Source organism: Achromobacter sp. CF-sbj1-Ac2-l (genome assembly GCF_052698165.1).
The window spans coordinates 1399080-1421976 of sequence record NZ_CP199855.1 but is presented as its reverse complement, the minus strand read 5'-3'; the positions used below and the strand labels follow the sequence as shown (position 1 = coordinate 1421976).

The window sequence follows — 22897 nt, the reverse complement described above, 5'->3', positions numbered from 1 at the left end:
GTTCTATTTGTCTTCCACTTGCAGGATGGCCAGGAAGGCCTCTTGCGGAATTTCCACCGTGCCGACCTGCTTCATGCGCTTCTTGCCGGCCTTCTGCTTTTCCAGCAGCTTCTTCTTGCGCGAGATGTCGCCGCCGTAGCACTTGGCCAGCACGTTCTTGCGCAGCGCCTTGACGTTCTCGCGGGCGATGATTTCGGCGCCGATGGCCGCCTGGATCACCACGTCGAACATCTGCCGCGGAATCAGGCCGCGCATGCGCGTCACCACGTCGCGGGCGCGATGGCGGGCGTTGCTGCGGTGGACGATCACGGCCAGCGCGTCGACGCGGTCGTTGTTGATCAACAGGTCCACCCGCACCACGTCGGCCGAGCGGTATTCGAGGAACTCATAGTCCATCGAGGCATAGCCGCGCGACACCGACTTGAGCTTGTCGAAGAAGTCCAGCACGATCTCCGCCAGCGGGATCTCGTACACCAGGTGCACCTGGCGGCCGTGATAGCTCATGTTGATCTGCACGCCGCGCTTGTTGTTGCACAGCGTCATCACAGGGCCGACGTAGTCCTGCGGCATGAACAGCGTGACCTTCACGATCGGCTCGCGGATATCGGCGATCTTGCCGATTTCCGGCATGCGCGACGGGCTTTCGACGGTGATCACCGAACCATCGCGCTGCTCGACCTCGTACACCACCGACGGCGCGGTGGTGATGATGTCCATGTCGAACTCGCGCTCCAGGCGCTCCTGCACGATCTCCATGTGCAGCAAGCCGAGGAAACCGCAGCGAAAGCCAAAGCCCAGCGCCTGCGACACTTCGGGCTCGAACATCAGCGCCGCGTCGTTCAGCTTGAGCTTCTCGAGCGAATCGCGCAGTTGGTCGTATTCGGAGCTCTCGACCGGATAGAGGCCGGCGAACACCTGCGGCTTGACTTCCTTGAAGCCGGGTAGCGGCTCGGCGGCCGGCTTGCTCGCCAGCGTGACCGTATCGCCGACCTTGGCGTCCTCGAGCTGCTTGATGCCGGCGATGATGAAGCCCACCTCGCCCGCCGACAGGTGCGGACGCTGCTGCGACTTGGGCGTGAACACGCCGGTCTGCTCGCACAGGTGGGTGGCGCCGGAAGCCATCAGCAGGATCTTGTCCTTGGGCTTGAGCATGCCGTTGACGATGCGCACCAGCATCACCACGCCAACGTAGTTGTCGAACCACGAGTCGATGATCAGCGCCTGCAGCGGCGCATCGGGATCGCCCTTGGGCTGCGGCACCCGCGCGACGATGGACTCGAGGATCTCGTCGATGCCCATGCCGGTCTTGGCGCTGGCCAGCACCGCCTGCGAAGCGTCGATGCCGATGACGTCCTCGACTTCCTGGCGCGCGCTGTCCGGATCGGCCTGCGGCAGGTCCATCTTGTTCAGCACCGGCAGCACTTCCACGCCCAGCTCGATGGCGGTGTAGCAGTTGGCCACGGTCTGCGCTTCGACGCCCTGCGAGGCGTCGACCACCAGCAGCGCGCCTTCGCACGCCGACAGCGAGCGGCTGACTTCGTACGAGAAGTCGACGTGCCCCGGGGTGTCGATCAGGTTCAGGTTATAGATCTTGCCGTCCTGCGCCTTGTAGTGCAGGGCCGCCGTCTGGGCCTTGATGGTAATGCCGCGCTCACGCTCGATCTCCATGGAGTCGAGCACCTGGGCCGACATTTCGCGATCCGCCAATCCGCCGCAGCGCTGGATCAGGCGATCGGCCAGGGTCGATTTGCCGTGATCGATGTGGGCAATGATGGAGAAGTTGCGAATATGCTGCATGCTTGAATTTAAAAGGGACGGAACATTCGGCAAACTGCCGGAAGACGCCGCCACCAGGGTAGGCACGGCTGACGGGTTGGGGCCACTCGGCCGGCACGCCCGCCGCCGGGCCACGCTTGCGGCGGGCTGCGGACGGCATCTGGCGGGAGGGCCGGGCAAAAACGAGGGGGCGCCAGGCGCCCCCTCTTGCGGCAACCAGCCATTTTAGCCGGTCTTGCGCCTTATTTGCTTGCGGGCACCGCCACCCACTGGGTCTGCTCGCCGCGACGCACCAGCAGGCCGACCGCGCGGCCCTTGTCCAGCTTGCCGACCAGCTCGGCGAACTGCTTGGCGCCGGTGACGTCGGTGTCGTTCAGGGCCAACACAATGTCGCCTTCCTGCAGGCCGGCCTTGGCTGCCGCGCCTTCGGCGACCTTGACCTGCACCCCGCCCTTGATGCGCAGCTTCTTCTGAACGTCGGCGGGCACGTCGATCACGCCCAGGCCCAGCGCGTTGGTCACTTCCGGCGCGGGCGGCGCGCCCTTCTTGCCCGGGGCGGCCTTGTCGACCGGAATCTCGCCGACCTTGACCGACAGGGTCATCTTCTTGCCCTTGCGCCACACTTCCATGTCGGCGCGCGTGCCGGGTTTGGTTTCGCCAACGATACGCGGCAGATCGGACCAGCGCTTGATCGGTTCCTTGTTGAAGGTCAGGATCACGTCGCCCGGCTGCACGCCGGCCTGTTCGGCCGGGCCGTCCACTTCGACGCTGCTGACCAGCGCGCCCTCGGCCTTGGGCAGGCCGATGGCCTCGGCCACGTCCTTGCCGACTTCGCCGATCTGCACGCCGACACGGCCGCGCGTGACCTTGCCGGTGGCACGCAACTGGTCCACCACCCGCATCGCTTCATCGATCGGGATGGCCAGCGAAATGCCCATGAAACCGCCGCTACGCGAGATGATCTGGGAATTGATGCCCACGACCTCGCCCGCCAGGTTGATCAGCGGGCCGCCCGAGTTGCCCGGGTTGACCGCCACGTCCGTCTGGATGAACGGCAGGTATTCGCCGGTATCGCGGCCGATGGCGCTGACGATGCCCGAAGTCACGGTGGAATCCAGGCCGAACGGCGAGCCGATCGCCAGCACCCACTGGCCCTTCTTCAGTTTCTTGGGATCGCCGATCACCAGCGGCGTCATGTCCTTGGCCTCGATCTTGATCAGCGCCACGTCGGTGCGCTCGTCGGTGCCGATGACCTTGGCCTTGAATTCGCGGCCGTCGGTCAGGGTGACGTAGATGTCGGTTGCATCGCTGACCACGTGATTGTTGGTCATGATGTAGCCGTCTTCGGAGATGAAGAAGCCCGAGCCCACGCCGCGCGGCACGGTGCGCTCCTCGGGCTGCTGCGGCTGCGGACGCTGGCGCGGATTGGGCGACTGCTGGCCCGGCGGCTGGAAATCCGGGCCGAAGAACCAGCGGAACAGCTCCGCCGGATCGTTGCCGCCAGGGCCGACGCCACGGATCGGCACGGTGGCGGTGGTGCGGATGTTGACGACCGCCGGGTCGGCTTTTTCAATGATGCCGGTGAAGTCAGGCAACGCCACCGTCGGGGTGGGCGTTTCGGCCGCAGCGGTCTGCGCCTGCGAGGCGGGCGCGAAGGCGGCCGACATCAGGAGCCCCGCCGTCGCGGCCGCCAGGAAGCGGCGCAGGCCGGGGTTCGACACCATCATTGCTTTCATAGATTGCTCCGAAATCACTTCTTGCCGCAGAGGCCGCCCATTACTTGGAGCCGGCCGCCGGAGCATTCGCCACGGGTACGTATTCTGTCGCTTGCGCCAATTGTTCCAGCGTCGCCACGGGCACTTCGCCCACGGCCGTCAACCAGTAATCGGCAATGCGCGTGCCATAGACGGTAATCGATCCACGCTGCGCCGCGCCAGGGGGCGGATGATGGCCGCGCTGGCTGTCGTAGGGTTCGATGAACACCGAGATGGCCGCCAGGCCATCGGACAGCACCATCTGATTGACCGTCGCGCCGCGCCCCATCGAGCGCGCCACCTGCATGACGACGGTGAACCCCTTGGGCGCCGGAATGCGCCATCCCAGGGCGCCCAGGTCGACCGTCTTCATGGAGGGCTCGAGCACCTTCCAGTCGCGCGTGTTCCAGCGCGACGACAGCGATTTGGGATCGACCTCGGCGCCCAGGCGCAGCGAAGTGAACGACACCTGCTCGACCACGCCGCGGGCGGCGTTGAGGGTCTGGGCCTTCAACAGCAGATTGGTCTCGACGTCGGCACAGAGGCGATAGCCATAGCGCAACTTGTCCAGCGGCTCGATAGTGATCAGGCGGCATTCGCGCCCGGCAACGCGATGCAGCGCCGATTCGGTGCGGATCTTGTAGTGGTCGGTCAGGTTGGCCGGATCGCCCAGCAACAGGCCGGGAAAGCGATCGCCGCGGCGACGCTCGATCAAAACCGTCTTGCGCTCGGGGATCAGGCACTGCACATCTTCGTTGTGCCGCAAGTATTCGCGCGGCTGCCCGTCCAGGATCTCGAGACGCTCGCGCTCGCCGGTGCCGTCCAGGACGTGCACCAGGCGCGAGGACTGGATCATCTCACCCTGCTGATACATGAACACGCCGGCGTAGTCCTGCTTGCGCGCGGCCTGCTGGATGCGGGAGAGCAACTGGACCACGTCATCGCCCTGCGGGGCGGGCGCGGTGTCGGCGGCGCGCGCGGGGTCATGCGCGGCCAGGAATGCGGTCAGGAGCGTAGCGGCGAACCAGCCGGCGCGGTGAGCCTGCCACGAGGCAGCCCGTCCCAGCGCCGGCCAACGGGTCGGAAGCACCAGGGCCATCAGCGCCCCGCCCCGACGTCGAACGACACCTGACGCACCGCGCTGGGGCCGGCCATCTGGCGATGGGCCTCCAGGTAGTCGCTCAGGCCCGACGTATCGGCGCTGCCGCTGACGCTGGCGTCGGCCAGCACGCGCGTCTCGGTGCCGGAGGAACCGCCCGCCAGGTAGGGCTGGGCGACCCAGGCCACCGTGGCAACCGCGGCCGCCACCGCCAGGCCCGACAGCCCCATGCGCAGCGGCGAGCGGCGCCGAGGCGCCGCCACGATCGGCAGTTCGGCATCCAGCGCCCGCGACAGGCGGGCGTGGAAGTTCGCGCTGGGCGTCAGCGCCAGGTCGCTGTTGCGCAGGGCATCACCGATCAGATGATAGGTATCCCAGGTCTGTCGCCCTTCGCGGGTCAACAGGCCGGGGAGAATATCGTCGGTTTCTTCACCGTCCATCCAGGCGGAAACGGATTCCTCCCAGGCGGCATCCGAAGAAACGACGGACTTGGCTGCTGTAGTCTGCATGACTGCCACTCCTTACCAGCGACGCTCGACATCGGTGCCAAGCAAGGGACGCAACTTGGTCGCAATGGCTTCCCGCGCACGGAATATGCGGGAGCGCACCGTACCAATGGGGCAGTCCATGCTCTGGGCGATGTCTTCGTAACTCATACCTTCGATTTCACGCAGGACGATTGCGGTGCGCAATTCCTCGGGCAACTCCTCGATAGCCGCGTTCACCGTCTCGGCGATCTCGCGGCTGGCAACCATCGACTCCGGCGTGCTTATATCGGTTAGGTTGTCGGTTTCGTTAAAAGTTTCACCGTCTTCCGTTTCTATCGCATTGGGCGCGCTCGGCCGCCTGCCCTGGGAGGCGAGCCAATTTCGGGCCGTATTGATGGCGATACGATACAACCAGGTGTAGAACGCGCTCTCGCCCCGGAATTGGGGCAAGGCCCGGTAGGCCTTGATGAACGCTTCCTGGGCCACATCCTCGATCTCGGCGGGGTCGCGGATCATGCGGGCCAGCAGACGGAGAATCTTGCGCTGGTACTTGAGCACCAGCAGGTCGAAGGCCTTCTTGTCGCCCCGCTGGACGCGCGCGACAAGCTCGGCGTCGACTTCGCGCTCGCTCATGTAGCCTCCCGCAGGCGGACCGTCCGGGACGTCTGCCGCGCCGCGCCGGCCAGCAGGCACAGCCGCCGCCAGTCGTCGGGTCGCAACGTCGGTTGCCAGACGGTGAAAGTTACATTTTGGTCGTTAAAGGCCATACTCCCGGGGGGCAAAGGCTGCAGGGTGAGCGAAAGCCAAGCAGGTCCGCGGCGCTGTTGTACCAGCACCGCATCCCGCCAGCCGCCCGGCAGGCGCACCTGCCAGCGGCCGCCACCGGCCGCGGTACGCAGGGCCGATACCGGGGACAGGCTCCGACGGCTCGAGTGTAACAGCCCTGCCGCCAGCGCCAATGACATCAACACGGCGGCGGCCGTCAAGGCGTTGCCGTGCCACGAGGCGGCGGCGACGAGACTGGCAGCCGCGGCCACCAGCCCCAGACCCGGCAGCGCCAAGACGCCGCGTGGCCGCAGGACGGGCACGCGATAAGTCCAGCGCCCCTGGCCCGGGCCTTCCAAATCAGACCCGGCGAACGGCCATCGAGCCGTTGGTGCCGCCGAAGCCGAACGAGTTGGACAGGCCGACGTCGATCTTCATCTGCCGCGCCTCGTTGGCGCAGTAGTCCAGGTCGCATTCGGGATCCTGGTTGAAGATGTTGATGGTCGGGGGCGAGACCTGGTTGTAGACCGCCAGGGTCGTAAACACCGCCTCGATGCCGCCGGCCGCGCCCAGCAGGTGGCCGGTCATGGACTTGGTCGAGTTCACCACCAGCTTCTTGGCGTGGTCGCCGAACGCCAGCTTCAACGCGTCGCTCTCGTTCTTGTCGCCCAGGGGCGTCGAGGTGCCGTGCGCGTTGACGTACTGGACGTCTTCCAGGTTCAGGCCGCCGTTGCGCAGCGCGTTGAGAATGCCGCGGCGCGGGCCGTCCTTGTCGGGAGCCGTGATGTGATGCGCGTCCGAGCTCATGCCGTAGCCGGCGAACTCGCCATAGATGCGCGCGCCGCGCTTCTTGGCGTGTTCGTATTCTTCCAGCACCAGCACGCCGGCGCCCTCGCCCAGCACGAAGCCGTCGCGGTCGCGATCCCAGGGACGCGAAGCCGTCTGAGGATCATCGTTGCGGGTCGACAGCGCGCGCATCGCGGCAAAGCCGCCAATGCCCAACGGCGACACGGTCGACTCGGCGCCGCCGGCCAGCATGACGTCGGCATCGCCGTACTCGATCAGGCGGGCCGCGTCGCCGATGCTGTGCAGGCCCGTGGTGCAGGCGGACACGACGGCGTAGCTGGGGCCCTTCATGCCGAAGGCGATGGACAGATGGCCGGAGATCAGGTTGATCAGCGAACCCGGCACGAAGAACGGCGAGATCCGGCGCGGACCCTTGGCCATGTATTCGACCTGGGTTTCCTCGATGCGCGGCAGACCGCCGATGCCCGAGCCGACGATCACGCCGATACGTTCGGCGTTGGCTTCGGTGACTTCCAGGCCGCTGTCGCGCCAGGCCTGCATCCCGGCGGCCACGCCGTAATGGATGAAGGTATCCATCTGACGGGCTTCTTTGCTCGAGATATAGGTGCTGACGTCGAAGTCCTTGACTTCGCCGGCAATGTGCGTGGTGATGGCCGAGGGATCGAAACGGGTGATGCGGCTGATGCCAGAACGTCCGTTGACGATATTGTCCCAAGCGGTGGTCAGATCGTTGCCAACAGGCGAAACGATACCAAGGCCAGTGATGACGACACGTCGCTTCACGGATGACTCCTCAAACAGACAAAAGAAAGGCGGTTTTCGGGATGCACTGCGCGTGCGGCACACGCAATAGCGGGTCGGGCGTCAATGCCCTTCCCGCGCGTGGACCACACGGCAAATTCCTGAAACCGCCCCGGTTCCCGGCCGGCCCCGGACGTGGGGCAACCGGAAGGATATAGGCTGAGCTTACTGCTTACCGTTCGAATTGATGTAATCAATCGCTTGTTGCACGGTCGTGATCTTTTCGGCCTCTTCGTCGGGGATCTCGGTCTCGAATTCGTCTTCGAGCGCCATGACCAGTTCGACCATGTCGAGCGAATCGGCACCGAGGTCGTCAAGGAAGGAGGATTCGTTCTTGATCTCGGCTTCGTTCACGCCAAGTTGTTCAGCGACGATCTTCTTGACGCGCTGTTCGATGCTTTCCATGCAGATCTCCAAATGGGAAAAATCCCGCGAATTATAGCCAAGCGCAGAGTACTGCAAACGCCAGGCCGTGACAAAAATAACACCGCGCACGTTGATCTGTCGCCCGCCGGGCGCAGGAAAACCGGTGTGCGGCGTTTCCGGATGAACCGCGCGTTGCCGTACCGGTTCCCCGGCACTGACGCGGCGGCCTGGGCCGCCCGCGCGTTTCGTGACTTATTGCATGTACATCCCGCCGTTGACGTGCAGGGTGGTGCCGGTAATGTAACCCGCCTGCGGCCCGGACAAAAAGGCCACCGCATGGGCGATATCCGTCGGCGAGCCCAGTCGGCCCAGCGGAATCTGCTGCAGCAGCGCCGCGGTCTGGCTCTCGCCCAGGGCGCGCGTCATGTCGGTGTCGATGAAACCCGGGGCCACGCAATTGACGGTGATGTTGCGGCTGCCCAGCTCGCGCGCCAGCGCGCGCGACATGCCGGCGACGCCGGCCTTGGCGGCGGCGTAGTTGGCCTGGCCGGCATTGCCGCTCGAGCCCACCACGGAGGTGACATTGATAATGCGTCCCCAACGGGCCTTCATCATATTGCGCAGCACAGCGCGCGACAGGCGAAAGACCGACGCCAGGTTGGTGTCGATGACCGCGGACCAATCGTCGTCTTTCATGCGCATTGCCAGCGTATCGCGGGTGATGCCGGCATTATTGACGAGGATGTGCGGACCGCCGCCTTCCTTGCCAAGCGCGTCGATGAGCGCGTCGCAGGCTTCGGCGTTGGTCACGTCCAGCACCACGCCACGGCCGCCGAACGGCGCCAGCGCCTCGGTGATGGCGGCAGCGCCGGATTCGGAAGTGGCAGTGCCGACGACCACGGCGCCACGGGCGGCCAGCTCCTGGGCGATGGCGCGGCCGATGCCGCGCGTCGCGCCGGTGACCAGGGCGATCTTGCCCTGCAGTTCGATCGAAGTGTTTTCCATGGTCTTAATTTCCGTTGACCGCGGCCAGCGCGGCCTCAAGCGAGGCCGGATCCGTGATGGCCAGGCCGGTGAGCTCGGGGTCAATGCGTTTGGTCAGGCCGGCCAGCACCTTGCCGGGACCGCACTCGATGACGTGGGTCACGCCCTGCGCCTTCATGGCGCGCAGTGTTTCCACCCAACGCACAGGATGCCATGCCTGGCGCACCAGCGCATCCCGGATTGCCCCGGGTTCCGTCGGCGAGGCGACATCGACGTTGTTGATGACCGGGATCTGCGGCGCCGCCACGTTGACCGCAGCCAGCGCGTCCGCCAGCACATCGGCGGCAGGTTTGAGCAGGCTGGAATGGAACGGCGCGGACACCGGCAGCAGCAGCGCGCGCTTGGCGCCCGCGGCCTTGGCCTGCTCGCAGGCGCGCTCGACCGCGCCCTTGTGGCCGGCGATCACGACCTGCGCCGGCGCGTTGAAGTTGACGGCCTCGACCACCTCGCCCTGGGCCGCCGCGGCGCAAGCGGCGCGCACGGCATCATCGTCCAGGCCGAGAATGGCAGCCATGGCGCCGGTGCCGACGGGCACCGCGGCCTGCATGGCGTCGGCGCGCACGCGCACCAGGCGCACGGCATCTTCCAGGGCCAGCGAGCCCGCGGCGGTCAGCGCGGCGTATTCACCCAGGCTATGGCCGGCGACGACGTCGGGATTGCGGCCACCCGCCGCGCGCCAGGCCGCGAAGAACGCGACACCGGCCGTCAGCATGGCGGGTTGGGTATTGGTGGTCAGGTTGAGCTGCTCGATGGGACCCTGCGCGATCAGCGCGCCCAGGTCCTGGCCCAGCGCCTGCGAGGCGCGCGCCACGGTATCGGTCACGGCAGCGACATCGGCCCAGGCATCCAGCATGCCGACTGCCTGCGAACCCTGGCCAGGAAAGACAAAAGCGATTTTCATGTTCGACCGTGTGGAGTGATTCAGAGTCTGTGGAATGTCGGGCGCGACATCCGGGCGGGCGCGGCAGTCCGCGTCCCGGCCGGACACGCCCTTACATGCGGGCCAGTACCGAACCCCAGGTGAATCCGCCGCCCACGCCCTGCATCAGCACGAGCTGGCCCGGCTTGACGCGGCCATCGCGGCGCGCGGCGTCAAGCGCCAACGGCACGCTGGCAGCGGAAGTATTGGCATGGCTGTCGACGGTGATGACAACCTTCTCGACCGGCACGGCAAGCTTGCGCGCCAGGAAATTGAGGATGCGGACGTTGGCCTGGTGCGGCACCAGCCAATCGACTTCGCTGATGTCGACGCCGGCTTCGGCGCAGGTGTCGCGGGCGGAGCGGTCCAGCACCGTGACGGCCTGCTTGAACACGGCCTGGCCGTCCATGCGCAGGAACGGATCGCCGGTGACGTCGCCATAAGCCACGTTGCCCGCGGCGCTGAGGATCTTCATCTGGCTGCCATCGGCATGCAACTGGGCGGCCAGGATGCCAGGCTTGTCGGAAGCCTTGAGCACCACGGCGCCCGCGCCGTCGCCGAACAGCACGCAAGTGCTGCGATCGTTCCAGTCGAGAATGCGCGAGAACACTTCGGCGCCGATCACCAGGGCGCAACGCGCGCGGCCGGCACGGATGAAGCTGTCGGCGGTGGTCAGGGCATAGACGAAGCCGCTGCACACGGCCTGCACGTCGAAGGCCGCCGAGCCCTTGGCGCCCAAGTTGGCCTGCACCAGGCAGGCGGTGCTGGGAAACACGAAATCGGGCGTGGAGGTGGCCAGCACGATCAGATCGACCTCGGAGGCGTCCACACCCGCGTCGGCCAGCGCGCGGCGCGAGGCCTCGGTCGCCAACTGGCTGGTGGTGACGCCACGCTCGGCCAGGTGGCGCTGGCGGATGCCCGTGCGCTCGACGATCCACTCGTCGGAGGTGGCGATATCGCGCGTCGCCAGTTCCGCAGCCAGGGCGTCATTCGAAACCACGCGTTCCGGCAGGAAGCTGCCGGTGCCCGCGATCACGGAATATTTCATTGCGGTATCCATCAAGCGGTGTCTCCAGCCGCGCCCGGCTCGAGCGCCGGAGCACTCGAGGCAGACTGGACGCGCTGGTTGAGCTGCGCGACCGTCTGCGCGGTGCGCTCCAGCAGTTTACTCACGACGGCTTCGCGCGCCCGTTGCAGCGCGAAACCGAAGGCGTAGACATCAGCCGAGCCGTGGCTCTTGATGACCACGCCACGCAGCCCCAGCAACGCCGCGCCGTTGTAACGGCGATTGTCGACGCGGTTGCGCAAGCGGTTCAGCACCGGCTTGGCCACGGCGCCGGCCAGCAGCGTGATCAGGTTGCGTTTGAACTCTTCGCGAATGACGCTGGACAGCATTTTGGCCAGGCCTTCCACGGACTTGAGCACGACATTGCCGACGAAGCCATCGCAGACGACGACGTCGACCGTGCCCTTGAAAATGTCATTGCCTTCCACGTTGCCGTAGAAGTTCAGGGGACTGGCGCGCAGCAGCTCGGCGGCTTCCTTGACGACCTCGTTGCCCTTGATGACCTCTTCGCCGATGTTGAGCAAACCCACGGTGGGGTTGTCGCGATGGTCCACCGCCTGCGATAGCGCGGCGCCCATGATGGCGAATTGCAGCAGGTGTTCGGCCGTGCAGTCCACATTCGCGCCAAGGTCCAGCACCGTGGTGGCGCGGCCCGTCTGGTTCGGAATGGACGTGGCGATCGCGGGCCGGTCGATGCCGTCCAGCGTCTTGAGCACATAGCGTGAAATGGCCATCCACGCGCCGGTGTTGCCCGCGGAAATGCAGGCGTCGGCGTTCCCGTCCTTGACGGACTGGGCGGCCAGGCGCATGGAGGAATCTTTTTTGCGGCGCAGGGCGACCTCGACCGGGTCGTCCATGGTGACGACTTCGGAAGCCGCCACGATCTCGAAACGATCACGCTCGACGCCGCGGTGCTCGGAGAGCGCCGCTTCGATGGCGTCGGGAAGCCCGACCAGCAATAGCCGGGTATCCGGGAATTGCCGGGCGAACTCGATCGCAGCCGGAATCGTGACGGGCAGACCGAAGTCTCCGCCCATACAGTCTATGGCGATGCGTATCACGGGTGCCAGGTATCAGCGCTCAGCCGAATTGGTCCGAGTACGAGTTCGGCCCGGGGGCCTTATTCGTCGGCCTTGGTCTTCAGGACCTTGCGGCCACGGTAGAAGCCGTTGGGGCTGATGTGATGACGCAGGTGCGTTTCGCCCGTGGTCGGTTCGATAGCCGTCGACGGATTCACCAGAAAATCGTGCGAGCGGTGCATACCGCGCTTGGACGGGGACTTCTTGTTTTGTTGAACAGCCATGATGACTCCTAGAAACGGGGCGCATTGTACGCGATGCGGCCCGATGTTGATCTCAATCTTTGTGCTTCAGTTGTTCCAGCACCGCAAACGGCGACGGACGCTTGACAACGGGCTCTTGGGGAGCTTCGCTGTCCTTGGCCTGCGCGCCCGGGCATACATCATGCTTGGGCACATACGGAACGCTCAGAATGAGCTCATCTTCGATCTGGGCCAACAGATCGAAATGATGCGAACCCACCACCTTTTCAGGCTGGTTGGACACAAAACCTTTTCCTGCGTTTCCTGCTTCCTCGCCGTCCTCATCCTCGTCGTCGAAACCCGCGGCGTGATCGCCGGAGGTAAAGCCGTCGTCGAGGTCGGCTTCGGACTTGACCAGTTGCAGCAGGACCTCGCTGTCCACCGGATAGGCGAACGGCTCATTGCACCGCTGACACACCACGACCGGATTCGCCTGCACATGAATGTGCAGGAGCGGCTGACCTTGCAGCAGCCCGGCCTTGCCCATCTCGCCACGCACGGACCACGTCACGAGGCCGGCCTCACCCGCCGGTTGCTCGGGAAGCCCGTCAACCGCGCGCGTCAACCGCACAAGAGGTATGGTGCCTTGCGCTTCCTTGCCCGAATGGGCGAATGCGAATGCGTCGATGGGCTTGATGTTCTGTCCTTTCGCACGAGGCCGCCGGAAATGCGCATTCGCGCACAACCCGCACATCCCGTGCATTCGCGACCATCCCAGGGCGCAAAACCGATGACTGGCGCGGGGTTGCGCCCCGCCCATGAGTGGGGGTTGCGCCCCGCCCAAAAGTCATGCTGCCCTGCAAAAATGCCGCAAAACGTTAGATAATACTGTGACTTACGTCCCAGCGTCAAATATCGAATGCCCTCACAACCCAGCCTGATCCTCGCCTCCAGCTCGCGCTACCGCAAAGAACTGCTCACCCGCCTGCGCCTGCCCTTCACCGCCATTTCGCCCGATGTGGACGAAACGCCACAGCCAGGCGAATCACCCGAAGCGCTGGCGCTGCGCCTGTCGGTGGCCAAGGCCATGGCGGTGGCCGGCGGGCATCCCGGCAGCGTCGTCATCGGATCGGATCAGGTTGCCACGGTAGACGGCCAACCCATTGGCAAGCCGGGCGATTTTACGCGCGCCCAGGCGCAATTGCGCGCACTTTCCGGGCAGATCGTGGAATTTCACAGCGCGTTGGCGGTGACTGACGGTCATCGCGTGGAAAAAGCCGATATCGTGACGCGGTGCAAATTCCGGCGCCTGAGCGACCAGGCCATCGACGCCTACCTACGCGCCGAGGAACCCTACGATACCGCAGGCAGCGCCAAGGCGGAAAGCCTGGGCATCGCCCTGATGGAAAGCATCCAGAGCGACGATCCGACCGCCATCATCGGCCTGCCGCTGATCACCTTGACCACCATGCTGGCCGAGTTCGGGCTCGACGCGCTGGCGGCGCCGGGAGCGCCCGCATGAGCGGCTCGCTGCACCTGATCCCGGTGGGACTGGGCGAGGCCGCCCCGGAAAGCTGGCTGCCCGCCGATGCGCGCGCCCGGGCCGGCAGCTTGGACACCTACATCGCCGAGAACGCCAAAACGGCGCGCGCCTTCCTCAAGCTGGTGGGCACCACCCGGCCGTTGCAGGAAATCACCATCCACACGCTCAGCGACAGGACGGACGCGGCCGAGATCGGCGCCTGGCTCGAGCCGGTGCGCCGCGGCGCCGACATCGGCCTGGTGTCCGAAGCCGGCTGCCCCGCGGTTGCCGACCCTGGCGCCAAGGTGGTGGACGCCGCCCATCGGCTGGGCATCGTCGTCAAGCCCTGGGTCGGCCCCTCCTCCATCCTGCTGGGCCTGATGGCCAGCGGCCTGGACGGCCAGCGCTTCGCCTTCCACGGCTACGCGCCCGTGGACGCCGGCGAACGCGCCAGGCAGCTCAAGGCCTGGGAACAGCACTCGGCCCGACACAACCAGACGCAATTGCTGATCGAGACCCCCTACCGCAACGCCGCCATGTTCGCAACGCTGCTGGCCAGCCTGAAGGGCGACACCAAGCTGTGCGTGGCCCGCGCGCTGACCACCGCGGACGAATGGATCGCCACGCGCACCATCGCCGACTGGAAAAAACAGCCCACCCCATCGCTGGACAAAATGCCCACCCTGTTCCTGTACCTGGCCCGCTGACGATGATCCGATTTGCCGCAGTATGCCTGGCCCTCGCGGCCCTGGCCGGTTGCGCCCAGCGCGGCCCCGCCGGCCTGAACCTGGACACCTCCGTTACCGCGGTCAGCCAGAGCAGCCGGGTGCGTTTCGTCGTGGTGCACTACACCTCCACCGACGACGCCGTATCGATGAAGCTGCTGTCGCAGGGCAAGGTCAGCGCCCACTACCTGATCGAAACCTCCGGCCGCGCCCACAGGCTGGTCGACGAGACCCGCGCCGCCTGGCACGCCGGCGAAAGCGCCTGGTATGGCCTGAATGCCATGAACAGCACGTCGATCGGCATCGAAATTGTCAACCCGGGCTGGACCGACGGCACCGACGGCAAGCCGCAGTGGCATGCCTACGGCGACCGGCAGATCCGCGCCCTGACCCTCTTGCTGCGCGACATCATCCAGCGCCACGGCATCGCGCCCGAGAACGTGGTGGGCCACAGCGACATCGCGCCCCAGCGCAAGGTCGACCCCGGCCCGCTATTCCCCTGGAAGCAACTGGCCGCAGCCGGCATCGGCCGCTGGTATGACGAAGCCGGCGCCGCCGCACACCTGGCGCGCCTGCAGGCCCAGGGCACACCCGACGTCGCGTGGTTTCAGCAGCAACTGCAGCGGCTGGGCTACACCACGCCACAGAGCGGCACATTGGACCGCGCCACCATCAACGTGCTGGCAGCGTTCCAGATGCACTACCGCCCTGCCCGCCACGACGGCCAGCCCGACGCCGAGACCGCGGCGATCATGCTGGCCATGCTGTAACCGGATGGCGCATGCCGCTCAGGCCCCGCGACGGCGCCACCAGGCGGCCAGCCGCCAGCCCAGCAGCAGCGCCAGCACCGAGGCATACAGGATCGGCTCTGACAGGTCGTTCTTGCCGGCCTTGTGCCACCAGTAATGCAGCACCGCCAGCAGGCCGATCAGGTAGATGGCGCGGTGCAGTTGCTGCCAGCGCCTGCCCATCTTGCGCATGGCCCACTGGGTGGAAGTGGCCGCCAACGCCGCCATCAGCACGAACGCGGCGAATCCCACGGTAATGAAGGGCCGCTCGCCGATGTCCTGCAACATGGCGGCCGGATCGAAGCCGCGGTCCCACCAGACCCAGGCCATGAAATGCATGGCGCCATAGAAGAACGCGAACAGGCCACACATGCGGCGCAGGCGCACCAGCGCCGGCTGCCCGGTCAGGCGCCGTAGCGGCGTGATCGCCAGCGTCACGAGCAGGCACACCAGCGTCCAGGTGCCCGACGAGCGTGTCAGGAATTCCACGGGATTGGCGGTCAGCCCATTGGTGAAGCCCAACCAGAGCCAGCGCGCGAACGGCGCCAGGCCCAACAGGAACAGCCAGGGCTTGACGCGCCCGACAGCCCGCGCCGACCACTGGGGCTTGCGCGCCGGGGCCGCGCCAGCACTCTCGGCCACGGGCGGTTTCAATAGTTGGCCTTCAAATCCATGCCCTGGTAGAGCGACGCAACCTGCTCGGCATAGCCGTTGAACATCAAGGTCTTGCGCTTGGGCGAGAACAGGCCGTCCTCGCCAATGCGGCGCTCGGTGGCCTGGCTCCAGCGCGGATGCGGCACGGTGGGATTGACGTTGGCGTAGAAGCCGTATTCCTGCGGCGCGGCCTTGATCCATGAGGAGACGGGCTGCTTTTCCACCAGACGGATCTTGACCAGCGACTTGCCCGACTTGAAGCCGTACTTCCAGGGCACGGCCAGCCGCAGGGGCGCACCATTCTGGTTGGGCAGCACCTTGCCGTAAACGCCAAACACCAGCATGGCCAGCGGGTGCATGGCCTCGTCGATGCGCAGGCCCTCGATGTAGGGCCAGTCGAGGATGGCGGCGCGCACGCCCGGCATGTTCTCGCGCTGCACGGCGGTCACGAATTCCACGTACTTGGCATTGCCGGTGGGCTCGACCTGTTTGAGCAGCGCCGACAGCGAATAGCCGATCCAGGGAATCACCATGGACCACCCCTCGACGCAGCGCAGCCGATAAACGCGCTCTTCCATCGGCGCGAGCTTGAGCAGTTCGTCGATATCGAAGGTGCGCGGCTTGCCGACCTCGCCCTCGACGCTGACCGTCCAGGGCCGGGTCTGCAGCTTGCCGGCGTTGGACGCGGGTTCGCCCTTGTCGACCCCGAATTCATAGTAGTTGTTGTACGACGTGATATCAGCGAAAGACGTCTGCTTGTCCATGACGCTGAACGCCGCATTGGGCTGGCCCGCCAGGGCGCCGGCACCGGGGCCCTGGGCGAAGGCGCTGCGCGTCGCCCACGGCAACCCCAGCCCCGCCGCCGCCACGCCGGCGCGCAGGATCAGGTCGCGACGCGACCGCCAGACCGCTTCGGTCGTGATGTCGGAAGGAACGATGTCATGGGGCTTGCGTATCAGCATGGGAATCTCCTAGGGGGCCGGCGCGGCGAGTCGCGTCGCTGCCGCCCCGCTCAAACCGTGGACGTTTCGCGACCCCATGATATTCCGCCGGCGTGGCCGGCGGCGATCCGCAATAGACCGCCCCGCTCTCGCGGCGTTCCCCGGCGCGCCTGCGATCGTCAGGCCGCCGCCGCCAGGGTCCGGCTGAGCAGCCAGTCGCGCACCAGCGGCACGCTATCCAGCACCGCCTGCGGACCACAACCCTCAAGTTCCTTCAGGGTATGCGCGCCGTAGGTCACGCCCAGGCCATGCACGCCGGCATTGGTCGCCATCTGCATGTCGTGAGAAGTGTCGCCCACCATCACCACGCGGGCCGGATCGACGTCCAGCTCGCTCATCAGCTCGTGCAGCATGGCCGGATGCGGCTTGCTGAAGGTCTCGTCGGCGGTGCGGGTGGCGTCAAACATGGGGCCCAGGCCGGTCGCGGCCAGGGCGCGGGTCAGGCCCACCCGGCTCTTGCCGGTGGCCACGGCCAGGCGCACGTCGCGCTCGGCCAGCGCCGTCAACAACTCGGGAATGCCATCGAAAAGGCGCAATTCTGGATCGCGCAGCAGGTAATGGGTGCGGTAGCGCTCCAGGAAGCGCGGCAGCATCGCCTGGGTCAATTGGGGCACGGCACGGCGCAGCGCGCTTTCCAGCGACAGGCCGATGACCCAGCTGGCGTCGGAGGCCGATGGCACCGGCAGCTCCAGGTCGCGACAGGCACCCTGGATGGCGGCCACGATGCTGTGCGTGGAATCCATGAGGGTTCCATCCCAGTCAAAAACGACCAGCGAATACGACATATCAGACCGACTCCAGTTGTTTCAGTATTTTCCGACAGGCGGGCGGCAGTTCGGCCGTCAGCGTCATCGGCTCCCCCGTCAACGGGTGATTCAGCGTCAATTGATGGGCATGCAGGAACATGCGACCAAAACCCATGCGCGAGAACTCGGCGCGGACCTCGTCATGGCCATACTTGTCGTCGCCCACGATGGGAAAGCCGCTGGCCGCCAGGTGCACGCGGATCTGGTGGGTACGCCCGGTGCGCAGCTCGGCGTCCACCAGGCTGTAGCGGCCGAAGCGCTGCTTGAGCGTGATGATGGTGTGGGCGGTCTGGCCGTCGGGATCGACCTTGACGCGGCGCTCGCCCGACTGGGTGGTCCATTTGGACAGCGACAGCTTGATGTGCTGGCGGTCGTTGACCCAGTCGCCCTCGACCAGCGCGTAATAGTGCTTGTCGCTGCGCCCCTCGCGCAGCATGGCGTGCAGGGCCAGCAGCGCGCTGCGCTTCTTGGCGACCATCAGCAGGCCGGAGGTTTCGCGGTCGAGCCGGTGCACCAGTTCCAGGAACTTGGCCTCGGGGCGGGCGGCGCGCAGTTGCTCGATCACGCCGAAGGAAACGCCGCTGCCGCCGTGGACCGCCACACCGGCGGGCTTGTCCACCACCAGCATCGCGTCATCCTCGAACACCACCGGGAATTCGGCGGCCGGCACCGGTTTGGGCTTGCCAGGGTCGGGCAGGCGCAGCGGCGGAATGCGGACCATATCGCCTTCCGCGACCCGATAGTCCACCGAGATGCGTCCCTTGTTTACCCGGACCTCGCCGCCGCGGATGGCCTTATAGATATGGGTTTTGGGGACGCCCTTGCACAGGCGCATCAGGTAGTTATCCAGGCGCTGGCCGGCATGCTCGGCGCCCACTTCCACCATGCGGACGGAGGGGGTGGCCATAGGGGAGGAAGTTTCTTTGCGCATTGCGGAAAGCGACATATAATCGGGACAGCCTTAAGGGGCTGAATCAGCCGCTGGCGTAGAGATGCAACTCAAGTACGCAACTCCGTCGAGCGCGTGGGCCGCCATTGTACTGCCTGCTCATTCAACCCCTGGGTCATTTGGTCGCCGGCGCAACCGCGCCCTGCCGGATAGTGGTGTGGCATTCATTTTGCCCGCTGTCCCAGCAGGTCCGTTGCCTGCCGCAAGCGGCTTGAAGCACTGCAAGAATCGTCGCATATTTAAAGCACCAGCTGCGCGTCGGCAACCAATCCGGCCGCAACTGCCGTTCACAGCACATTTCCGTCAAACCACATTCAGTGAAGCTGACCCTCCTGCTGAAAGAACCCCGTGCCCCACGGCACGACGTGCCCGCCTGACCCGCGGCGGATACGCCTGGGCGCCGCCCAGGTACGGTCCGCATCTTCTTGCCCGCTTCAGCCGCAGCCCGAGTGGCCCGAGGTCACGCGCCGATATCGGCGCGTCATGACAACGGAGAAACCCTCTCATGAAGCGCATGCTGTTCAATGCGACGCACCAGGAAGAATTACGCGTCGCTATCGTCGATGGGCAAAAACTCATCGACCTCGACATCGAGACTGCCGGCCGCGAACAACGCAAAGGCAACATCTACAAAGGTGTCATCACCCGGATCGAACCCGGCCTCGAAGCCTGCTTCGTCAACTACGGCGAAGACCGCCACGGCTTTCTTCCCTTCAAGGAAGTGGCCCGCAGCTTCTTCAAGGAAGGCGTCGACGTCCGCACCGCCCGCATCCAGGACGCCCTGCGCGAAGGCCAGGAACTGATCGTCCAGGTTGAAAAGGAAGAGCGCGGCAACAAGGGCGCCGCCCTGACCACGTTCATCTCGCTGGCCGGCCGCTACCTGGTCCTGATGCCCAACAACCCCCGTGGCGGTGGCGTTTCGCGCCGCGTCGAGGGCGAGGACCGCCAGGAACTGCGCGACACGATGGAGCAGCTCGAACTGCCCCAGGGCATGAGCATCATCGCCCGCACCGCCGGCATCGGCCGCAACGTCGAGGAACTGCAATGGGACTTGTCGTACCTGTTGCAGCTCTGGACCGCCATCGACGGCGCCGCGCGTGACAACTCCGCGCCCATCCTGATCTACCTGGAATCGAGCCTGGTCATCCGCGCCATCCGCGATTACTTCTCGCCCGAGATCGGCGAGATCCTGATCGACACGGACGAGATCGCCGACCAGGCCACCGCGTTCATGAGCGTGGTGATGCCGGACAACGTCCAGCGCGTGAAGCGCTACCGCGACGACATCCCGCTGTTCTCGCGCTTCCAGATCGAACACCAGATCGAAACGGCCTACTCGCGCACGGTCACGCTGCCCTCGGGCGGCGCCATCGTCATCGACCACACCGAAGCGCTGGTGTCCGTGGACGTCAACTCGGCCCGCTCGACCCGCGGCGCCGACATCGAGGAAACCGCCCTGCGGACCAACTCGGAAGCCGCCGACGAAGTGGCCCGCCAACTGCGCTTGCGCGACCTGGGCGGCCTGATCGTCATCGACTTCATCGACATGGAAGACAGCAAGAACCAGCGCGCCGTCGAACAGCGCCTGCGTGACGCCCTCCATTTCGACCGCGCCCGCGTCCAGATGGGCAAGATCTCGCGCTTCGGCCTGATGGAACTGTCGCGCCAGCGCCTGCGTCCGGCCCTGAACGAAGGCTCGCACATCACCTGCCCGCGCTGCAACGGCACCGGTGTGATCCGCGACGCCGAATCGAGCGCCCTGCACGTCCTGCGCCTGCTGCAGGAAGAAGCCATGAAGGAAAACACCGCGGCGGTCCACGCCCAGGTGCCGGTCGACGTGGCGACCTACCTGCTGAACGAAAAGCGCGCCGACATCACCAAGATGGAAGCCCGCCTGAAGGTCAACCTGGTGCTGATCCCCAACAAGCACCTGGAAACGCCGCACCACCACATCGAGCGCCTGCGCCACGACGATCCGCGCCTGGAAGAAGTGAAGACCAGCTTCGAGCTGGTCGAGGCTCCCGCCACCGACGCCCCCTGGCAGCCGCGCGAAAGCGAGATCAAAGCCCGTCCGGAGGCGCTGGTCAAGGGCATCACGCCTTCGCAGCCGGCTCCCATGTCGACCCCTGCCCCGGCGCCCGCCCCCGCGGCCGCGCCGGCGCAATCGGGCGGCCCCAGCCTGCTCAAGCGCCTGTTCGGCTGGCTGACCGGCAACAGCGAGCCCGCCAAGGCCGCGCCCGCCACCCAGGAAGAGACCAGCGCCAAGCGCGCCGCGTCGCCGGCCCGCGGCAAGGGCCGCAGCGGCCACGATGGCCAGGAACGCCGCGGCGAACGCCACGGTTCCGACCGCAACCGCAACCGTCGCGGTGAGTCCCGCGCCGAAGGCGCCGAGGGCAGCGAAGGCGGCCGTCCGCATATCCGTGGCAACCGTCGCCCCGAAGGCGAACGCGGCGAACGCCAGGAACGCGGCGAGCGCCACAACCGCAACGAGCGCGGCGATCGCGATCAGGCCGTGCAAGCCGCGCAAGCCTCCAACCGCCCCGACATCGCGCCGGAAGCCGCTGGCGATGATGCCGGCGCCGGTCGCAACCGCCGTCGCGGCCGTGGCCGCAACCGCCGCGAGGAAGGCCAGGCCGACGCGCCGATGAGCGAGCAGGAAAGCATGGTCGCCGCGCTGGCCCAGTCGGTCGCCACCGCGCTGCCTGAAGCCAAGCAGCCCGCCGAGGCCCAGGCCGAAGCGGCCGAAGCCGTCGAGCAGACCGCCGATGGCGTGCCCGCCGTCGAAGGCGCCGAAGCCGGCGCCGACCCGGAACGCAAGCGCCGCCGCCGCCGCAGTCGCCGCGGCCGCCGCAGCCCGGACGAGGCAGGCGTGGCAGGCAGCGACGAGCAACTGGAAGACGGCGCCGAGGAAGACGCCGGCGAGCCGGCCGAGAACGTGACCGCCGCGCCCGCGCCAGTCGCCGCCCCGGTGACCGCCGTTCCGGCCGAAGTCCCCGCCCCCGCCCCGCAAGCCGAGGCGCCGGTACGGCAGGCCGAAGCCGTCCAGGCTGAGATCACGCCGGCACCGGCCCAGGTCGAACAGGCATCCGCCGCCGCGCACGAACCGCAGGCCCAGCAGCCCGTACCGGCCACGGCCCCCGAGCCGATCGCCCCGGTGGCTGTCGAGCCCGCCAGCGAGGTTTCCGAGCCGGCCGCGCCTGTCGCAACCCCGGTGGAAGCCGCCGCGGTCGAACCCGTGGTGGAACCTGCCGTGACGGCCGCGCCGGTCGAACCGGAAGCCACGCCGGCACCGGTAGCCGCCGCGCCTGTGGCGGCGGCGCCGGCCAGCGCCCAGCCCATCGTGGTGCCGGCGACGGCTCCTTCGGCCAAGGCCCAGGCCCTGCACGAAGTGGTCAACGCCGCCGGCCTGCAGTGGGTGGAAACCGACCCCGAGCGCCACGCGCAGACGCAGTTGCGCATCGCCGCGGCGCACACGCCGGTCCGCCTGGGCCGCGAGCGCAAGCCGGTGGCCCCGGTTTCGAACGAACCCCTGGTTCAGGTCGAAACCCGCCACTAAAGGCAAGCCGCGCAAGCAAAAGCCCCCATCGAATGATGGGGGCTTTTTTATTTGCCAGCCGACCACGCCGCCCGGGCATGGCGCCGGAACACACCGGCGGAACATGGCGCCGGGATATGGCGCGAACATGGCCCAAAAAAAACCCTCGTCACCGAGGGTTTTTTCGTCAGGCCGGATCGCGCCGCGATCAGAACTGGTACGTATAGGTCAGCTGCACCGTATCCAGGCCGGGATTCGGGCGCTTGATGCTGGCGTTGGAGAAGTGCGAATAGCGCACGCCGATGCGGTTGTTCGGCGTCAGCAGGAAACCCAGACCGACGTGGTCGCCGAACTGGAAGGCGGTGCTGATGTTCTCGTTGGCGAAGCGGGTGCGCGAGAACACGGTGGCGCCGATACCGGCTTCGAGGTAGAAGCGCTCACCCGCCCACCAGCGGAACATCGGGATGGCGTTCAATTGCCACACATTGCTCGGCGAGCGGTCGCCGTCGGCCCACCAGTAAGACACGCCGAGTTCGGGCGTCAGATCCAGGCGGCCCCAGTTGCCGCCGAACTGATAGGTCCACACCGACGGCGTTTCGTAATTCAGGGTGAAGCGCTGATAGTGGTCGCCCACGCCATAGTGCAGGCTCACGCCGCCCTGCGTACCCTCGGACGACTGGGCGCTGGCGATGGTCGCGGCGCCGGCGAGGGCCAAACCGACAAGGCGGACAAGCATTTTCTTCTTCGTCGACTGCATTGGGAGCAACTCCG

22 protein-coding genes are annotated in these 22897 nt (G+C 66.5%); 4 read left to right on the top strand and 18 right to left on the bottom strand.

Annotated elements, in window-relative coordinates; translation table 11 throughout:
- Nucleotides 1-3: 3 nt before the first annotated feature.
- The 13 genes from lepA to ACUDCK_RS06430 all read right to left on the bottom strand — a co-directional run bounded on the left by lepA (nt 4) and on the right by ACUDCK_RS06430 (nt 12900).
- Nucleotides 4-1797: a translation elongation factor 4 gene (gene lepA / locus ACUDCK_RS06490; RefSeq protein WP_049072171.1), complete on the bottom strand. Its 1794-nt coding sequence runs from the start codon at nt 1795-1797 to the stop codon at nt 4-6.
- A gap of 221 nt (nt 1798-2018) precedes the next feature.
- Nucleotides 2019-3512: a DegQ family serine endoprotease gene (locus ACUDCK_RS06485; RefSeq protein WP_054501551.1), complete on the bottom strand. Its 1494-nt coding sequence runs from the start codon at nt 3510-3512 to the stop codon at nt 2019-2021.
- A 40-nt stretch (nt 3513-3552) separates the two neighbouring features.
- Entirely contained in the window at nt 3553-4629 is a 1077-nt protein-coding gene (locus ACUDCK_RS06480) for a MucB/RseB C-terminal domain-containing protein (RefSeq protein WP_054501552.1), read from the bottom strand.
- A complete protein-coding gene (locus ACUDCK_RS06475) occupies nt 4629-5138 on the bottom strand; it encodes a sigma-E factor negative regulatory protein (RefSeq protein ID WP_054501553.1) in 510 nt (169 codons plus the stop codon). Before ACUDCK_RS06475 ends, ACUDCK_RS06480 begins: the two co-directional genes overlap by 1 nt.
- Before the next feature lie 12 nt (nt 5139-5150).
- The gene (gene rpoE, locus ACUDCK_RS06470) at nt 5151-5750 is read right to left on the bottom strand and encodes an RNA polymerase sigma factor RpoE (RefSeq protein WP_054501554.1); all 600 of its coding nucleotides are present in this window, start codon (nt 5748-5750) and stop codon (nt 5151-5153) included.
- Nucleotides 5751-6242: 492 nt separating this feature from the next.
- Nucleotides 6243-7472 carry a beta-ketoacyl-ACP synthase II gene (gene fabF, locus ACUDCK_RS06465; RefSeq protein WP_054501556.1) on the bottom strand — a complete coding sequence of 410 codons (1230 nt, stop codon included), beginning with the start codon at nt 7470-7472 and terminating at the stop codon, nt 6243-6245.
- A 183-nt stretch (nt 7473-7655) separates the two neighbouring features.
- Entirely contained in the window at nt 7656-7895 is a 240-nt protein-coding gene (gene acpP / locus ACUDCK_RS06460; RefSeq protein ID WP_005012191.1) for an acyl carrier protein, read from the bottom strand.
- Nucleotides 7896-8108: 213 nt separating this feature from the next.
- Entirely contained in the window at nt 8109-8861 is a 753-nt protein-coding gene (fabG, locus tag ACUDCK_RS06455; RefSeq protein WP_054501557.1) for a 3-oxoacyl-ACP reductase FabG, read from the bottom strand.
- A 4-nt stretch (nt 8862-8865) separates the two neighbouring features.
- Nucleotides 8866-9801, bottom strand: coding sequence for an ACP S-malonyltransferase (fabD, locus tag ACUDCK_RS06450; RefSeq protein ID WP_054501558.1), 936 nt, complete (start codon nt 9799-9801; stop codon nt 8866-8868).
- Between the two features lie 91 nt (nt 9802-9892).
- Nucleotides 9893-10879 (bottom strand): beta-ketoacyl-ACP synthase III, encoded by a 987-nt coding sequence (locus tag ACUDCK_RS06445; RefSeq protein ID WP_035360074.1) that lies wholly within the window; start codon nt 10877-10879, stop codon nt 9893-9895.
- Entirely contained in the window at nt 10879-11946 is a 1068-nt protein-coding gene (gene plsX / locus ACUDCK_RS06440; protein ID WP_054501559.1) for a phosphate acyltransferase PlsX, read from the bottom strand. The genes ACUDCK_RS06445 and plsX overlap by 1 nt, the downstream gene beginning before the upstream one ends.
- A 59-nt stretch (nt 11947-12005) precedes the next feature.
- On the bottom strand, nt 12006-12188 hold the full coding sequence (gene rpmF / locus ACUDCK_RS06435; protein ID WP_006389284.1) for a 50S ribosomal protein L32: 183 nt from the start codon (nt 12186-12188) through the stop codon (nt 12006-12008).
- A 52-nt stretch (nt 12189-12240) separates the two neighbouring features.
- Nucleotides 12241-12900, bottom strand: a complete 660-nt coding sequence (locus ACUDCK_RS06430) for a YceD family protein (RefSeq protein WP_175167631.1) — start codon at nt 12898-12900, stop codon at nt 12241-12243.
- 165 nt (nt 12901-13065) lie between these two features.
- Between ACUDCK_RS06430 and ACUDCK_RS06425 the strand changes: the two genes are divergently transcribed.
- From ACUDCK_RS06425 to ACUDCK_RS06415, 3 genes are read left to right on the top strand one after another with little or no spacing between them, the layout of a single operon-like run.
- Complete coding sequence (locus tag ACUDCK_RS06425; RefSeq protein ID WP_054501561.1) at nt 13066-13668, top strand: Maf-like protein; 603 nt, start codon at nt 13066-13068, stop codon at nt 13666-13668.
- On the top strand, nt 13665-14375 hold the full coding sequence (locus ACUDCK_RS06420) for an SAM-dependent methyltransferase (protein ID WP_175167584.1): 711 nt from the start codon (nt 13665-13667) through the stop codon (nt 14373-14375). Before ACUDCK_RS06425 ends, ACUDCK_RS06420 begins: the two co-directional genes overlap by 4 nt.
- 2 nt (nt 14376-14377) lie before the next feature.
- Nucleotides 14378-15163 carry an N-acetylmuramoyl-L-alanine amidase gene (locus ACUDCK_RS06415; protein WP_054501563.1) on the top strand — a complete coding sequence of 262 codons (786 nt, stop codon included), beginning with the start codon at nt 14378-14380 and terminating at the stop codon, nt 15161-15163.
- Between the two features lie 18 nt (nt 15164-15181).
- Here the strand turns inward: ACUDCK_RS06415 and msrQ are convergent, their stop codons facing one another.
- From msrQ to ACUDCK_RS06395, 4 genes are all read right to left on the bottom strand, one after another.
- Complete coding sequence (msrQ, locus tag ACUDCK_RS06410; RefSeq protein WP_175167583.1) at nt 15182-15835, bottom strand: protein-methionine-sulfoxide reductase heme-binding subunit MsrQ; 654 nt, start codon at nt 15833-15835, stop codon at nt 15182-15184.
- A complete protein-coding gene (gene msrP, locus ACUDCK_RS06405) occupies nt 15832-16797 on the bottom strand; it encodes a protein-methionine-sulfoxide reductase catalytic subunit MsrP (RefSeq protein ID WP_054501565.1) in 966 nt (321 codons plus the stop codon). The genes msrQ and msrP overlap by 4 nt, the downstream gene beginning before the upstream one ends.
- Nucleotides 16798-16955: 158 nt before the next feature.
- A complete protein-coding gene (locus ACUDCK_RS06400; protein ID WP_054501566.1) occupies nt 16956-17621 on the bottom strand; it encodes an HAD family hydrolase in 666 nt (221 codons plus the stop codon).
- A 1-nt stretch (nt 17622) separates the two neighbouring features.
- On the bottom strand, nt 17623-18588 hold the full coding sequence (locus ACUDCK_RS06395; protein WP_100505113.1) for an RluA family pseudouridine synthase: 966 nt from the start codon (nt 18586-18588) through the stop codon (nt 17623-17625).
- 508 nt (nt 18589-19096) lie between these two features.
- Between ACUDCK_RS06395 and ACUDCK_RS06390 the strand changes: the two genes are divergently transcribed.
- Nucleotides 19097-22147 (top strand): Rne/Rng family ribonuclease, encoded by a 3051-nt coding sequence (locus ACUDCK_RS06390; RefSeq protein WP_175167582.1) that lies wholly within the window; start codon nt 19097-19099, stop codon nt 22145-22147.
- 187 nt (nt 22148-22334) lie between these two features.
- Here the strand turns inward: ACUDCK_RS06390 and ACUDCK_RS06385 are convergent, their stop codons facing one another.
- Nucleotides 22335-22883, bottom strand: a complete 549-nt coding sequence (locus tag ACUDCK_RS06385; RefSeq protein WP_054501568.1) for an acyloxyacyl hydrolase — start codon at nt 22881-22883, stop codon at nt 22335-22337.
- Between the last annotated feature and the right edge of the window lie 14 nt (nt 22884-22897).

Excerpts from the sequence above, each read along its gene's own strand:
- lepA (WP_049072171.1), bottom strand. The coding sequence starts at position 1,797 with ATGCAGCATATTCGCAACTTCTCCATCATTGCCCACATCGATCACGGC.
- ACUDCK_RS06485 (WP_054501551.1), bottom strand. The coding sequence starts at position 3,512 with ATGAAAGCAATGATGGTGTCGAACCCCGGCCTGCGCCGCTTCCTGGCG.
- ACUDCK_RS06480 (WP_054501552.1), bottom strand. The coding sequence starts at position 4,629 with ATGGCCCTGGTGCTTCCGACCCGTTGGCCGGCGCTGGGACGGGCTGCC.
- ACUDCK_RS06475 (WP_054501553.1), bottom strand. The coding sequence starts at position 5,138 with ATGCAGACTACAGCAGCCAAGTCCGTCGTTTCTTCGGATGCCGCCTGG.
- rpoE (WP_054501554.1), bottom strand. The coding sequence starts at position 5,750 with ATGAGCGAGCGCGAAGTCGACGCCGAGCTTGTCGCGCGCGTCCAGCGG.
- acpP (WP_005012191.1), bottom strand. The coding sequence starts at position 7,895 with ATGGAAAGCATCGAACAGCGCGTCAAGAAGATCGTCGCTGAACAACTT.
- fabG (WP_054501557.1), bottom strand. The coding sequence starts at position 8,861 with ATGGAAAACACTTCGATCGAACTGCAGGGCAAGATCGCCCTGGTCACC.
- fabD (WP_054501558.1), bottom strand. The coding sequence starts at position 9,801 with ATGAAAATCGCTTTTGTCTTTCCTGGCCAGGGTTCGCAGGCAGTCGGC.
- ACUDCK_RS06445 (WP_035360074.1), bottom strand. The coding sequence starts at position 10,879 with ATGGATACCGCAATGAAATATTCCGTGATCGCGGGCACCGGCAGCTTC.
- rpmF (WP_006389284.1), bottom strand. The coding sequence starts at position 12,188 with ATGGCTGTTCAACAAAACAAGAAGTCCCCGTCCAAGCGCGGTATGCAC.
- ACUDCK_RS06430 (WP_175167631.1), bottom strand. The coding sequence starts at position 12,900 with ATGTGCGGGTTGTGCGCGAATGCGCATTTCCGGCGGCCTCGTGCGAAA.
- ACUDCK_RS06425 (WP_054501561.1), top strand. The coding sequence starts at position 13,066 with ATGCCCTCACAACCCAGCCTGATCCTCGCCTCCAGCTCGCGCTACCGC.
- ACUDCK_RS06420 (WP_175167584.1), top strand. The coding sequence starts at position 13,665 with ATGAGCGGCTCGCTGCACCTGATCCCGGTGGGACTGGGCGAGGCCGCC.
- ACUDCK_RS06415 (WP_054501563.1), top strand. The coding sequence starts at position 14,378 with ATGATCCGATTTGCCGCAGTATGCCTGGCCCTCGCGGCCCTGGCCGGT.
- msrP (WP_054501565.1), bottom strand. The coding sequence starts at position 16,797 with ATGCTGATACGCAAGCCCCATGACATCGTTCCTTCCGACATCACGACC.
- ACUDCK_RS06400 (WP_054501566.1), bottom strand. The coding sequence starts at position 17,621 with ATGTCGTATTCGCTGGTCGTTTTTGACTGGGATGGAACCCTCATGGAT.
- ACUDCK_RS06395 (WP_100505113.1), bottom strand. The coding sequence starts at position 18,588 with ATGTCGCTTTCCGCAATGCGCAAAGAAACTTCCTCCCCTATGGCCACC.
- ACUDCK_RS06390 (WP_175167582.1), top strand. The coding sequence starts at position 19,097 with ATGAAGCGCATGCTGTTCAATGCGACGCACCAGGAAGAATTACGCGTC.
- ACUDCK_RS06385 (WP_054501568.1), bottom strand. The coding sequence starts at position 22,883 with ATGCAGTCGACGAAGAAGAAAATGCTTGTCCGCCTTGTCGGTTTGGCC.